This is a genomic window from Streptomyces sp. NBC_00887 (assembly GCF_045207585.1).
In genome coordinates, this window is record NZ_CP108788.1 from 4,706,076 (window position 1) to 4,719,655 (window position 13,580).

The 13,580-nt window shown below is 71.7% G+C and carries 8 protein-coding genes; 3 read left to right on the forward strand and 5 right to left on the reverse strand.

The window, feature by feature from the left end; genetic code table 11:
* Nucleotides 1-66: 66 nt before the first annotated feature.
* Together OG844_RS21305 and OG844_RS21310 are read right to left on the reverse strand one after the other, a co-directional pair.
* Nucleotides 67-3,498 carry an ATP-dependent helicase gene (locus OG844_RS21305; protein ID WP_406392307.1) on the reverse strand — a complete coding sequence of 1,144 codons (3,432 nt, stop codon included), beginning with the start codon at nt 3,496-3,498 and terminating at the stop codon, nt 67-69.
* Between the two features lie 195 nt (nt 3,499-3,693).
* On the reverse strand, nt 3,694-4,143 hold the full coding sequence (locus tag OG844_RS21310) for an MGMT family protein (RefSeq protein ID WP_406392309.1): 450 nt from the start codon (nt 4,141-4,143) through the stop codon (nt 3,694-3,696).
* A gap of 221 nt (nt 4,144-4,364) precedes the next feature.
* Here OG844_RS21310 and OG844_RS21315 point away from each other — a divergent pair, with 221 nt between their 5' ends.
* The 3 genes from OG844_RS21315 (at nt 4,365) to OG844_RS21325 (ending at nt 10,455) form a co-directional block, all read left to right on the forward strand.
* Nucleotides 4,365-7,118 (forward strand): lysylphosphatidylglycerol synthase domain-containing protein, encoded by a 2,754-nt coding sequence (locus OG844_RS21315; protein WP_406392310.1) that lies wholly within the window; start codon nt 4,365-4,367, stop codon nt 7,116-7,118.
* A 103-nt stretch (nt 7,119-7,221) separates the two neighbouring features.
* Nucleotides 7,222-8,817 carry an alpha/beta hydrolase gene (locus tag OG844_RS21320; RefSeq protein WP_406392312.1) on the forward strand — a complete coding sequence of 532 codons (1,596 nt, stop codon included), beginning with the start codon at nt 7,222-7,224 and terminating at the stop codon, nt 8,815-8,817.
* Nucleotides 8,818-8,907: 90 nt separating this feature from the next.
* Entirely contained in the window at nt 8,908-10,455 is a 1,548-nt protein-coding gene (locus OG844_RS21325) for an alpha/beta hydrolase (RefSeq protein ID WP_406392314.1), read from the forward strand.
* Nucleotides 10,456-10,517: 62 nt separating this feature from the next.
* On the opposite strand, the gene moeZ is transcribed toward OG844_RS21325, so the two are convergent.
* The 3 genes from moeZ to OG844_RS21340 form a co-directional block, all read right to left on the reverse strand.
* Entirely contained in the window at nt 10,518-11,696 is a 1,179-nt protein-coding gene (gene moeZ / locus OG844_RS21330) for an adenylyltransferase/sulfurtransferase MoeZ (RefSeq protein WP_406392315.1), read from the reverse strand.
* 84 nt (nt 11,697-11,780) lie between these two features.
* Nucleotides 11,781-12,605 carry a spherulation-specific family 4 protein gene (locus OG844_RS21335; protein ID WP_406392317.1) on the reverse strand — a complete coding sequence of 275 codons (825 nt, stop codon included), beginning with the start codon at nt 12,603-12,605 and terminating at the stop codon, nt 11,781-11,783.
* Complete coding sequence (locus tag OG844_RS21340; protein ID WP_383185669.1) at nt 12,593-13,558, reverse strand: NAD-dependent epimerase/dehydratase family protein; 966 nt, start codon at nt 13,556-13,558, stop codon at nt 12,593-12,595. Before OG844_RS21340 ends, OG844_RS21335 begins: the two co-directional genes overlap by 13 nt.
* Nucleotides 13,559-13,580 lie beyond the last annotated feature (22 nt).

Genomic DNA, 13,580 nt, shown 5'->3' on the forward strand with positions numbered 1-13,580 from the left:
CGTACCTGCGCCCGGTCCCGCGCCCGGACCTGCGCCTTGGACGTCACCGGGAGGCTCCTCCGAACGTCACTCGATGATCTGACGGCCTTCGGGCTGCGCGCTGCACGAGGCCCGGAAGGTGCAGTGGGTGCAGTGCTGGCCGGCCGTGGGCGTGAAGCGTTCGTCCAGGACGCGGCCGGCGGCCGTGGCCAGCAGGTCGGAGACCCACTCCCCGGACAGGGGTTCCTGGGCCTGCACCTTGGGAAGGGCGTCGCCGCCCTCCTTCTTCGGGGCCGGCTGGCGCAGCTGGACGAGTTCGGCACCGCCGGAATCCGGGCGTCGGCCGTCGAAGACGTCGTCGACGGCGCCTTCCCTGACCGCCAGCTGGTACACGGCGAGCTGGGGGTGCGCGGCCACCTCGTCCTTGGTCGGTGCCCCCTTGCCGGTCTTGAAGTCGACGACGTAGGCCCGGCCCTCGGTGTCCTGTTCGACCCGGTCCATGGAGCCCCGGATGCGCACCGCGTACTCCCCCGCTTCCAGCGTCACGTCGAAGTCGTGCTCGCTGGCGGCCGGGGTGCGACCGGTGCGGTCCATGACGTGCCAGCGCAGGAAGCGCTCCAGGGCGGCACGCGCCTGGTCCTTCTCCTGCTGGGACTTCCAGGGAGCGTCGAAGACCAGGCCGTTCCAGACGGAGTCCAGGCGCTCCATCAGGACGTCCAGGTCGGCGGCGGTACGGCCGGAGGCCACTTCGTCGGCGAGTACGTGGACCACGTTGCCGAAGCCCTGCGCGGCCGTCGCCGGGGCGTCGGCCTTCACCTCACGACCCAGGAACCACTGGAGGGCGCAGGTGTTGGCCAGCTGGTCGAGCGCGCTCCCGGACAGCGCGACGGGATGGTCCCGGTCGCGGAGCGGGACCTCGGAACGGGTCGGCTCGTTCAGTCCCCACCAGCGGTAGGGGTGGGCCGCGGGCACGAGTGGCTGGCCCTCGTCGTCGGCCAGCGCGGCGAGCCGGGCGAGCCGGTGGGCGGCGGCGTCGCGCAGGGCGGCCGAGGCGGCGGGGTCGACTGTCGTCGCCCGCAGTTCGGCGACCAGCGAGGCGACCGCGAGCGGACGGCGAGGCCGGCCGGTGATATCGCGGGGTTCGACCCCGAGTTCGGTGAGGAAGCGTGACGGCTGGTCGCCGTCGTCGGCGGGGGCCTTGACGGCCGTGACGACGAGACGTTCCCGGGCGCGGGTGGCGGCGACGTAGAAGAGGCGGCGTTCCTCGGCCAGGAGCGCCCCCGGGGTGAGGGGTTCGGCCAGGCCGTCACGGCCGATCCTGTCCGCCTCGAGGAGCGAACCGCGGCGGCGCAGGTCGGGCCAGAGCCCTTCCTGCACCCCGGCGACGACGACCAGCCGCCACTCCAGTCCCTTGGAACGGTGCGCGGTCATCAGCCGTACGGCATCGGGGCGCACGGCACGCCGGGAGAGCGTGTCGGCGGCGATGTCCTGGGCGTCGACCTCTTCCAGGAAGTTGAGCGCACCTCGTCCTCCGGTGCGCTCCTCCGCGCGGGCCGCTGTCTCGAAGAGGGCGCACACGGCGTCGAGGTCCCGGTCGGCGTTCCTGCCACCCGCGCCGCCGCGCAGTGCGGCCCGCTCGAGCCTTCCGGGCCAGGGGGTGCCGTCCCAGAGGGCCCACAGGGCCTCCTCGGCGGTGCCGCCGCCCTCCAGGAGTTCGCGGGCCTTGCGCAGGAGCGCACCGAGGCGCTGGGCGCCGCGGGCGTACGCCGGATCGTGCGCGACGAGGCGTTCGGGCTCGGCGAGGGCCCGGGCCAGCAGCTCGCCGGACGACGGCGGCACGCGGTTGCCGGCGGCACGCTCCTCGTCGCGCAGTGCACGGCCCAGGCGCCGCAGATCGGCGGCGTCCATGGAGCCGAGCGGGGAGGTGAGGAGCGTGAGGGCGGTCTCGGTGTCGAGCCTGCCCGCATCCGTGGCACTACCGGTGTCGCCGTCACTGCCGGTGTCGCCGTCATCACCGGTGCCGCCGTCACCGTTGCTGTCTCCGTCCCCCTCGCTGCCCGTCCCGGCATCCTCGTGCGGCTCGGGCACGGCACGGCCCACCGCCGCCTTCGCCACCGTCCGCAGCGCGGTCAGCAGGGGCGCGACCGCCGGCTCATGACGCAGCGGAAGGTCGTCGCCGTCCACCTCCAGGGGCACACCGGCGGAGGTCAGGGCCCTGCGCACGCCGGGAATCGAACGGCCGCCGGCACGCACGAGTACCGCCATGTCCTTCCACGGCACGCCCTCCTCCAGGTGCGCACGCCGCAGCAGGTCGGCGATGTTCTCCAGCTCGGTGGAGGCGGTCGGATAGGTGTACGTCTCCACGCGCCCGCCTCCGCGTACGGCGGACAGCTCGCGGTGGGCCCGGACCTTGTCCGACGGCAGACGGGTGAGCGGCATCCGGCGGGTCAGCAGCCGGGTGGCGGCGAGGAGCTGCGCACCGGAGCGGCGCGAGGTGGTGAGGACACCGACGGGGGCGGGCGCGCCGTCGGCGCGGCGGAAGGTGTCGGGGAAGTCGAGGATGCCGTTCACATCGGCGCCCCGGAAGGCGTAGATCGACTGGTCCGGGTCGCCGAAGGCGATCAGCGTCCGGCCTCCCCCGGTGCCCGGGGCGCTCCCGGAGTTCCCCGCCAGCGCGTGCAGCAGCCGCACCTGGGCCGGGTCCGTGTCCTGGTACTCGTCGACGAAGACCGCATCGTAACTCCGCGCCAGCAGGGCGCCGACCTCGGGACGCTCGGCGAGCAGGACAGCCCGGTGGACCAGTTCCGCGTAGTCCAGGACGCCCTGTGCGTCGAGGACGTCCAGGTATTCGGCGAGGAACTGCGCGGCGGCGCTCCAGTCGGGGCGGCCGGTGCGGCGCGCGAAGGCGGCGAGGGCGTCCGGGCCGAGACCGAGTTCGCGGCTGCGGGCCAGCACCGCGCGCACCTCGTCGGCGAAACCGCGCGTGGTCAGACAGGCCCGCAGCTCGTCGGGCCAGCGGACATGGGCGAGTCCTGCCTGTTCCAGGCCGACCTGGCCTGCGAGGAGCTCGCGGACGGTGACGTCCTGCTCGGGTCCGGAGAGCAGACGCAGCGGATCGGCGAACAGGTCGGCGTCCTGGTGTGCGCGGACCAGGGCGTAGCAGTACGAGTGGAAGGTGGTGGCCTGCGGGCCCCTGGGGCCGCCGAGCCTGGACGCCATTCGGTCGCGCAGTTCCACGGCCGCCTTGCGGCTGAAGGTGAGGACGAGGATGCGGGCCGGGTCGGTCCCCGCGGCCACACGGGCGGCGACGGCCTCGACGAGCGTGGTGGTCTTGCCCGTGCCCGGTCCGGCGAGGACCAGCAGGGGGCCGGTCCTGTGGTCAACCACCGCGCGTTGTCCCGCGTCCAGGAGAGGGGGGTCCACGGATCCGGGAGGGGTGCGCACCAGCCGGTAGGCGCCCGGGGTCCGCCGCCGTGCCTGACGGTGCGGACTGTTCCGGGTGGTGAAGGAGGAGCTCACGTGGATCGCCGGTCCTGGTGGGTGTACTCGGTCTGCTCGGGTGTACTGGGAACGAAGGAGCGGAGCGTGCCGCGCGGGGACGACGCTACGCCAGCGGCGGGCCGATGCGCACAGACTGGGCTGCGTCCCTCGGAACCGTCTCGCGTCCCGTACCGGCCCGGCGCATGTCTCCGGGGCGTGCGATGGCCGAAGCTGTCAGATGTGAGCTTCCTCGCCCCCGGCCGGACCGTGGTCCGGACCGCTGCCCGGACGGCCCGTCGCGTCCGTGACTCCGTCCCACCTGGCGCGCTTCATGTCGAGGCGCGGGAGATGCCCGTCCGCGCTGCGCGAGGCTTCGCGCAGCGGTGTGCCCTCCTCGCGGTAGTGGTGGAGCGCCCGCAGCTCGTGTCCCGGGAGCAGTGCCCCGTCGGCTCTCACGACACGCCACCACGGCACCGCGGAGCCGTACAGCGCCATCACCCGGCCGACCTGTCTCGGTCCGCCGTCGCCGAGCCACTCCGCCACGTCGCCGTACGTCATGACGCGGCCGGGCGGGATCAGGTCGGCGACGTCCAGGACCCGCTCCGCGTACTCGGGCAGCTCGGCGCCCACGGGGTCCTGCGGTGCCGCACCGGCGGCGCCGCCGCTCGTCCGGTCTTTGCTCATCCGACACATCCTGCCGTACACCACCGACAGTCGTGCCGGTTCGGTGTCGTCCTGATCACACAGCGTGCACGTGGGGGCGAAGGAGCGTATGTTGCGCATCGCGCGCCCGTGCAATGCACCCTGATGCCCCCCTCTGTCTGCAGGCCGTGCCACCATCATGCGGGCGGTGACCGGTGATACGAGAACACGAAGACCAATCAGAGGCGACGAAGGAGCAGGGCGTGCAGCCACCGAAGGCGGCCGACGCCTCTGATGCGGAGCCGCGCCCGAACGCGCCCGACGCCCCGGATGAGCAGACCGCCGCCGCGGACGCCCGGAAGACTCCCGGAACCGAGGGGGAGCACCTCACGGGCTCGACCCTCGCCACGGCCGACGCGGGGCTGACCGACCGCGTATCGGGTGACGAGCCACTGCTGCCCGCCCGTGTGCACCGCCCCTCCGATCTGCTGCGGCTCCTCGTCGGTGTCCTCGCGATCGTCCTCCTCTTCTCCATCGCCGCCTTCGCCCAGGGCACCACCACCGGCCTCGAGGACGACATCTCCAAGGGCACCGACCAGGCGCCCGACCTGCTGATCAAGATCGCCGGACTGGTGTCCAGTATCGCTGTGCTGCTCGTACCGGTCGCCTTCGCGATCGAGCGTCTGGTCAAACGTGACGGGCTGCGCATCGCGGACGGCGTGCTCGCCGCCGTGCTGGCCCACGGGGTCACGCTGGCCACCGACCTCTGGGTCGCGAGATCGGCGTCCGGGACCATCCGGGACGCGCTGACCCAGCCGCAGCCCGGTGACGCGCTCACCGATCCCGTACACGGTTACCTCGCCCCCGTCATCGCCTACATGACGGCGGTGGGCATGGCGCGCAGACCGCGCTGGCGGGTCGTGCTGTGGGTGGTGCTGCTCCTGGACGCGTTCGCGATGCTGGTCGGGGGCTACACCACACCGTTCTCGATCATCCTGACCGTGCTGATCGGCTGGACCGTGGCGTACGGCACGCTGTACGCGGTCGGCTCGCCGAACGTCCGTCCTACCGGCCAGCACCTGATGGCCGGTCTGCGCCACGTCGGCTTCCACCCGGTCGCCGCGATGCGCACCGAGGACGCGGTCGACAACGCCGACCAGAGCGACCGCGGCCGCCGTTATCTGGTCACCCTGGAGGACGGTCCACCGCTCGATGTGACGGTCGTCGACCGGGAACAGCAGGCACAGGGCTTCTTCTACCGGGTGTGGCGCAGGCTCACCCTGCGCAGCATCACCCAGCGCCGCTCCATCCAGTCCCTGCGCCAGGCTCTGGAGCAGGAGGCGCTTCTCGCCTACGCGGCGATCGCCGCCGGGGCGAACGCACCCAAGCTGATCGCGACCTCCGAGCTCGGCCCCGACGCCGTGATGCTGGTGTACGAGCACATCGGCGGGCGCTCGCTGGACTCGATGGAGGACGAGGAGATCACCGACGACCTGGTGCGCGGCGCCTGGCGGCAGGTCAAGGCGCTCCAGTCGCGGCGGATCGCGCACCGCAGGCTCACCGGCGACGCGATTCTGGTGGATCGTTCCGGCACGGTGTTCGTCACGGATCTCCGCGGCGGTGAGATCGCCGCCGGCGACCTGATCCTGCGCATGGACGTCGCCCAGCTGCTGACCACGACGGGGCTCCGGGTAGGCGCCGAACGGGCGGTGGCCGGGGCGCTCGCCGTGCTCGGTCCCGACGCCGTCGCCGACAGCCTGCCGCTGCTCCAGCCGATCGCGCTCAGCCGCTCCACCCGGGCGACGCTGCGCCGGATCGCCCGCGAGCGCTCGCAGCGCGAGCGCGAGGCGGTGCTCGAGGCCTCCCAGTCGGCCAAGCAGGCCAGGGCGGAAGGGCAGGACGAAGCGGCGGCCGGCGACCGCAAGACGGCACGCAAGTCGCTGCGCACCGAGAAGCAGGCCGAGAAGCGGGCGATCGACGATGCCCTGGACGAGGCACGCGAGGAGGACCTGCTCGCCCAGATCCGCCGGCAGGTGCTGCTGATCCGGCCGCAGGCGCCGGTCGAGCCGGTGCGGCTCGAACGCATCAAGCCGCGCACCCTGTTCAGCTTCATCGCAGGTTCGATCGCCGCGTACTTCCTGATCTCGCAGGTCACCGAGGCCGACTTCGGGACGGTCGTCGAGCAGGCGGAGTGGGGCTGGGTGGCGGCGGCGCTGGGCTTCTCCGCCCTCAGCTACATCGCGGCGGCCATGAGCCTGCTGGGCTTCGTGCCGGAGCGGGTGCCGTTCGGCAAGACGGTGCTGGCGCAGGTGGCCGGGTCGTTCGTGAAGATCGTCGCACCGGCGGCGGTCGGAGGCGTGGCCCTGAACACCCGCTTCCTGCAGCGCGCCGGAGTACGTCCGGGGCTCGCCGTGGCGAGTGTCGGCGCCTCCCAGTTGTTCGGGCTCGGCTGCCACATCCTGCTGCTCGCCCTGTTCGGTTATCTGACCGGTACGGAGAAGACGCCGGACTCGCTCACCCCGTCGAGAACGGTCATCGCCGGGCTGCTCACCGTCGCGGTGCTCGTCCTGGTGGTGACCGCGATCCCCTTCATGCGGAAGTTCATCGTGACCCGGGTGCGGTCGCTGTTCGCCGGGGTCGTGCCGCGCATGCTCGACGTCGTGCAGCGCCCGCAGAAGCTGGTCACCGGAATCGGCGGCATGCTGCTGCTGACGGGCCTGTTCGTGCTCTGCCTGGACGCGTCGATCCGCGCGTTCAGCGGTCCCGACGTACCGCAGCTCAGCTACGCGAGCATCGCGGTGGTCTTCCTCGCGGGCAACGCCCTGGGATCCGCGGCGCCCACCCCGGGCGGTATGGGCGCGGTCGAGGGCGCTCTGACCCTGGGGCTCATCGCGGTGGGCCTGCCGAAGGAGGTCGCGGCGCCGGCGGTGCTCCTGTACCGCGTGATGACGCTGTGGCTGCCGGTGCTTCCCGGCTGGATCTGCTTCAACCAGCTGACCCGGAAGGGCGAGCTCTAGAACGCGTTTCAGGACACGCTTCGGAACAAACCGCACCGGGCGCGTACCACCCGCATGGACCGTGCCCCGCGCGCTGACCCGTGCCCCGCCGCACCATGGGGTCATGAGGACCTCTCCCGCCCTGCGTGTCGCTGCCCTCGCCGCCACCACCGTCGTGCTGCTGCCGCTGGCCGCCTGTTCCGACGACGACAGCGGGAGTACGGACCGGGCGAAGCCCTCCACGGCATCGACCGCCTCCCCCACGGCGACGGCGGAGGAGCTGTCCTCCCAGAAGCTCGACTGGCAGCCCTGCCCGGCCCCGAACGAGGCCCAGGGCACTGGGGCCTCTCCCTCCCCGCTGCCGGGCGGGACGGTATGGGAGTGCTCCTTCATGGACGTGCCGCTCGACTACGCGGAACCGGACGGCAGGACCATCGAACTGGCGCTCGTCCGCGCCAGGGCCAGGAACCAGGACCGCAGGATCGGCTCCCTCGTCTTCAACTTCGGCGGACCGGGCGCATCCGGTGTCGCCACCCTGCCGTCCTTCGGAACGGAGTACGAGACGCTCCGTACCCGCTACGACCTGGTGAGCTTCGACCCGCGCGGGGTGGGCCGCAGCGAGGGCGTCGCCTGTTCGGACGACGAGGAACTCGACGCGCGGTACGAGATGGACGGCACTCCGGACGACGCCGCCGAAGAGAAGGCCTTCGTCGAGGACCAGGAGTCCTACATCGCGGACTGCGAGGACAACTCCGGCGAGGTGCTGCCCTTCGTCGGTACGACGAACGCCGCCCGGGACATGGACCTGCTCCGCGAAGTGCTCGGCGACGACAAGCTGTACTACTTCGGGATCTCGTACGGAACGGAACTGGGCGGTGTCTACGCCCACCAGTTCCCGAAGAAGGTCGGCCGCATGGTCCTGGACGCCGTCGTCGACCCGACGGAGAACTCCAGGCAGTCCTCGCTCGGCCAGGCCGAGGGCTTCCAGCTCGCCCTGGACAACTTCACCGCCGACTGCGCGGAGCGCGACGACTGCAGGCTCCCCGGTAACACGTCGCAGGAGGTCCAGGAATGGATCGCCGCCCTCCTCGCCAAGCTGGAGAAGGAGCCCGTCCCGGGGCTCGGCGAGCGCGAACTGACGCAGACCCAGGCCACCACCGGCATCGCGTCGGCCCTCTACTCCGAGGAAACGTGGCCATGGCTCGAACAGGGTCTCGACGAGGCGGACGGTGACAACGGCGGGCTGCTGCTCACGCTCGCCGACTCGCTGAACGGCCGCACCGAGGACGGCCACTACGACAACTCGAACGCCGCCAATGCGGCCATCAACTGCGCGGACTCCAAGGCGCGGTTCACCCTCGAGCAGACCAAGGCGGCACTCCCCGAGTTCCGCGAAGCCTCCCCCCTCTTCGGCGACTACCTGGGCTGGGGACTCATGGCCTGCACCGGCTGGCCCGTCGCGGGCGCCTGGGACACTCCCGACGTCAGCGCCCCGGGTTCGGCACCCATCCTGGTCATCGGCAACACCGGGGACCCGGCCACACCGTACGCGGGCGCCAAGGCGATGGCGGCCGAACTCGGCAAGGGGGTCGGGATCGCGCTCACGTACAAGGGCGAGGGGCACGGCGCGTACAACGGCGGCAGCGTCTGCGTGCAGAGGGCCGTGGATGGCTATCTGCTGAACGGGAAGGTACCGGCCACGGGCACGGTCTGCGAATGACAGCCCTTAGCATGACGCGGGCATCTGTAACGCCCGCATGCGCCGGCCGCCTTCGCGGGATCGGCCCTCGGGCAACGGGGAGGAACGCACATGCGTGTACGCGGACGGGCCGCCAGGACCGCTGCCCTGGCCGGGGCGGCCCTGCTGACGGCAGGAGCGCTCGCAGGGTGCGACAGCCCCGCACCCCCGCAGCCGACGCCCCCGGAAACCGCGTCCGCGCGGCCCGGTTCCCCGCCGTCCTCCTCACCCGCCCCCCAGAAGCCGAACTGGAAGCGCTGCGAAGCCCCGGAGGGCGGCCGAGCGCCCGGTCCCGCCTGGCGGTGCGCCACCGTCGACGTCCCGCTGGACTACGCACGCCCGGACGGCGACACGATCGGCATCGCTCTGATCCGCAAGCAGGCCACGGAGAAGAGCCGGCGCGTCGGCTCCATGCTCTTCAACTTCGGCGGCCCCGGGGGCTCCGGCGTCGACATCCTGCCGCGCGCCGCCGCTTCGTACCGGAAGCTCAACACCCGCTACGACCTCGTCGGCTTCGATCCCCGCGGCGTCGCCGGCAGCTCCGGGGTCCGCTGCCGCACCGACGAGGAGCAGGAAAAGGCCTACCGCGAGATCGACATGACCCCGGAGACGGCTGCGGAGGAAACCGCGTTCGTCGAGGACGGTGCGGACTTCGGCGCCGGCTGCGAGCGCCGCTCCGGCAAGGTGATCCCCCACGTCGGCACGACGAACGCGGCCCGGGACATGGAGGTGATCCGCAGGACGCTCGGCGACGCAAAGCTCTCCTACTTCGGCATCTCGTACGGTACGGAGCTCGGCGGAACGTACGCCCATCTCTTCCCGGAGAACGTGGGGCGGGTCGTGCTGGACGCGGTCGTCGACCCGACGGCGGACGCGGTGGGCCACGCGCGCAACCAGGCGACGGGCTTCCAGCGGGCGCTGGAGAACTACCTCGAGGACCGTGGCCAGGACCCGGAGGCGGGCACACGGCGGATAGCGGCGCTGCTGCGGCGTATCGACGCCGACCCCCTGCCGACCTCCTCGGGCCGCAGGCTCAACGAGACGCTCGCCATCACCGGCATCGTGACGCCTCTCTACTCGAAGAGCGACTGGCCGACCCTGACGGACGCGCTCGACGAGGCCCAGAACAGTGGCACGGGCGACAGGCTGCTCCGGCTGGCCGACTCCTACAACGGCCGTGACGAGAACGGACATTACGACACGCAGAGCCATGCGCAGCGGGCGATCTCCTGCGCCGACACCACGTCCAGGCCGACGGTGTCCGAGGCGCGGGCACTGCTGCCCGAATTCCGCGAACTGTCGCCGGTCTTCGGCCCGTTCCTGGCGTGGGACACGGCCGGATGGTGTGCCCGGTGGCCGGTCGAGGGGGAGCACGACACGCCGGAGGCGAGTGCTCCGGGCGCCGCGCCGATGCTCGTCATCGGCACGACAGGCGACCCGGCGACACCGTACGAGGGTGCGCAGAAGATGGCCGACGAGCTGGGTGAGGGGGTCGGCATCATGGTGACCAACAAGGGTGAGGGGCACGGCTCGTACGACGAGAGCAGGTGCGTGACCTCGCTCGTCGACGCCTACTTCCTGGACGGGAAGGTCCCGGCGGACGGCCGGACCTGTGGCTGACGGCACCGTGCGAAAGGGGCCGGCTCCTCACCGGAGCCGGCCCCTTTCGTACAGCGGAAGACCTAGTAGACCGGCTTCTCGGGCTCGATCTGGTGGACCCAGCCGATCACGCCGCCGCCGACGTGCACCGCGTCGGCGAAGCCCGCCGACTTGAGGACCGCGAGGACCTCGGCGCTGCGGACACCCGTCTTGCAGTGCAGGACGATGCGCTTGTCCTGCGGAAGGTCCTGGAGCGCGTTGCCCATCAGGAACTCGTTCTTCGGGATCAGCTTGGCGCCCGGGATCGAGACGATCTCGTACTCGTTCTGCTCGCGGACGTCGATGATCTCGATCTTCTCGTCCCCGTCGATCCACTCCTTGAGCTGCTTCGGAGTGATCGTGGAGCCGGCCGCCGCCTCCTGCGCCTCCTCGGACACGACGCCGCAGAAGGCCTCGTAGTCGATGAGCTCGGTGACGGTGGGGTTCTCGCCACAGACCGCGCAGTCCGGGTCCTTGCGGACCTTGACCTGGCGGTACTGCATCTCCAGGGCGTCGTAGATCATCAGCCGGCCGACCAGCGGGTCACCGATACCGGCGAGCAGCTTGATGGCCTCGTTGACCTGGATGGAGCCGATGGACGCGCAGAGCACGCCCAGGACACCGCCCTCGGCGCAGGACGGGACCATGCCGGGGGGCGGCGGCTCCGGGTAGAGGCAGCGGTAGCAGGGACCGTGCTCGGACCAGAAGACGGACGCCTGGCCGTCGAAACGGTAGATCGAACCCCAGACGTACGGCTTGTTCAGCAGGACCGCGGCGTCGTTGACGAGATAGCGGGTGGCGAAGTTGTCCGTGCCGTCCACGATCAGGTCGTACTGGGCGAAGATGTCCATCACGTTCTCGGCTTCGAGCCGCTCCTCGTGAAGGACGACGTTCACCAGCGGGTTGATCCCCAGCACCGAGTCCTTGGCCGACTGGGCCTTGGACCGGCCGATGTCGGCCTGGCTGTGGATGATCTGGCGCTGCAGGTTCGACTCGTCGACCTCGTCGAACTCCACGATGCCGAGCGTGCCGACACCGGCCGCGGCCAGGTACATCAGGGCCGGCGAGCCGAGCCCGCCGGCGCCGACACACAGCACCTTCGCGTTCTTCAGCCGCTTCTGTCCGTCCATCCCGACATCCGGGATGATCAGGTGGCGGGAGTACCTGCGGACCTCGTCGACGGTGAGCTCAGCAGCTGGCTCGACCAAGGGTGGCAGCGACACAGGAACCTCAACAATGCAGGTGGTCGGTTTCTACGTACTTCATCTACGTACGGTTGTTCTGCCGTAACACTGCCACGCCGCTCCTCATTCCGAGATACCGGGTCCGATCCGCGAGACGAATTCGTCCCAGTAGCTGGGCAGTGCCGCGAATGGGTCGTTTTGTCCTCGCCGGGCGTCACGATCCGTGAAGAAGATCGTGCCCGCGCCCTGCCAGCGTGCGACGCGCATGGCCTCCTCCAGGTGGGTCCGCGGAACCCCGTGGACGAAGTGGGCGAAGCGGCCCGGCTCGTACGCGGCCGTCCACTCGGCCACCTGTGACCAGCGGTAGTCGGTCCACGGCCCGCGGAAGGTGACCAGCTGGTCGGCGGCCTCGGCGTAGCCGGGATGCGGGTGGGTGCCGTGCCCCAGGACCAGCATGCCGCCCCCGCCCGCGCTGTCGCTGTCCTCCAGGAGCGCACCCAGGGTGCCGGTGAGCCTGCGGACCCCCGGCAGGCCGGCGCGCTCGGCCGGGCAGCGGTCGAGATAGAAGCCGCCGACCCGGTACCAGTCGAGGAAGGACTGGGCGTCGGCGACCAGTTCCCCGAAGGGGCGGCTGCCGAAGGCCAGGTCGAGGTGGCCGAGCAGCCGGCCGCCCGCCGCCCGGACGGCGTCGTCGGGAGCATCTCCGTGCAGGGCTCGTTCCCGGGCGTTGCGGAGGCGACCCGCCGCCTCCAGACAGTGCGGGTCGGGTCGGGCACCCGGCCCGTTGTCGATGTTGAGGACCGCCCAGTGCAGGGGCGTGCCGGGGCGATTGAGCTCGGCCCACTCGGTGGGGGCGAGCAGTGGATGGGCGTAGCCGGGGACACCGACGCCGAGCCCTTCGGCGCCGCTGGTCCGCAGGGTGACGTCGGTGCTGGTCAGATACGGCATGCCGCCTCCATCCAGATGTCGGCCAGGGACTCCTCCAGATTGATCCGGGGGCGCCAGCCGAGCCGGTCCCTGGCGGTGCGCACATCGGCCTGCTGCCACGCGCCGCAGCCGTCCGGATAGGGGGACGGGGTCGCGGCGAGATGCTCGACGACGGACTCCGCGGAGGTCCGGGGGGCGCCGATCGGGAGCCGGGCGGGCGGCGTGTCGAGCTCGTGGAGGGCGCCCGCGTATCCGGCGACCCTGGCGAGGACCGCCGCAGCGTCACGCAGCCGTACGGCTCGGCCGGTGCCGATGTTGACGACGCCCTGGGCGGCGGACAACGAGGCGGCATGGACGGCTCGCGCCACGTCCCGTACGTCGACGAAGTCGCGCTGTACACCGAGGCCGCTGAGCTTGAGCTCGGGGTCCCCGGACTGCATGGCCCGGCGCATCGTCTCGGCGAGCCTGCCGAGCGGGGAGCCCGCCGGGGTGCCGGGCCCGACCGGCGAGAAGACCCGCAGGACGACCGCGTCCAGGCCGGAGCCGAGGACGAGTTCGGTGGCGGCGAGCTTGCTGACGCCGTACGGACCCCCTGGACGGGGCACGGCGTCCTCGGGGGTCGACGAGCCGGGCTGCGAGGGCCCGTACTCGGATGCGCAGCCGACCTGGACGAGCCGGGCGCTGCAGCCGCTGCGCCGCATGGCTTCGCAGACGGTGGCGACGGCGACGGTGTTGTGGCGGGTGAGGTCGCGTGCGCCGCCGCGGGTGGCGCCCGCGCAGTTGACGACGACTCCGGGGTGGACCGCGTCCAGGAAGCGGGTGAGCGCTCCCGGACTTCCACCGGCGAGGTCGAACCGTACGTCGGCGTCGTCGCCGCGGCCGAGCGCCGTGAGGTGCACGGCGGGGTCGGCGAGCAGGCGGTCGGCGACGAAGCGACCGAGGAATCCGTTGGCTCCGAGCAGCAGAACCCTCATCGCGCGCCCCCTGAGTGCCGAC

What these genes read in the sequence shown, in the direction of transcription:
- OG844_RS21325 (WP_406392314.1), top strand. Translation starts at nt 8,908, where the DNA reads ATGCGTGTACGCGGACGGGCCGCCAGGACCGCTGCCCTGGCCGGGGCG.
- OG844_RS21335 (WP_406392317.1), bottom strand. Translation starts at nt 12,605, where the DNA reads ATGCCGTATCTGACCAGCACCGACGTCACCCTGCGGACCAGCGGCGCC.
- OG844_RS21320 (WP_406392312.1), top strand. Translation starts at nt 7,222, where the DNA reads ATGAGGACCTCTCCCGCCCTGCGTGTCGCTGCCCTCGCCGCCACCACC.
- OG844_RS21310 (WP_406392309.1), bottom strand. Translation starts at nt 4,143, where the DNA reads ATGAGCAAAGACCGGACGAGCGGCGGCGCCGCCGGTGCGGCACCGCAG.
- OG844_RS21340 (WP_383185669.1), bottom strand. Translation starts at nt 13,558, where the DNA reads ATGAGGGTTCTGCTGCTCGGAGCCAACGGATTCCTCGGTCGCTTCGTC.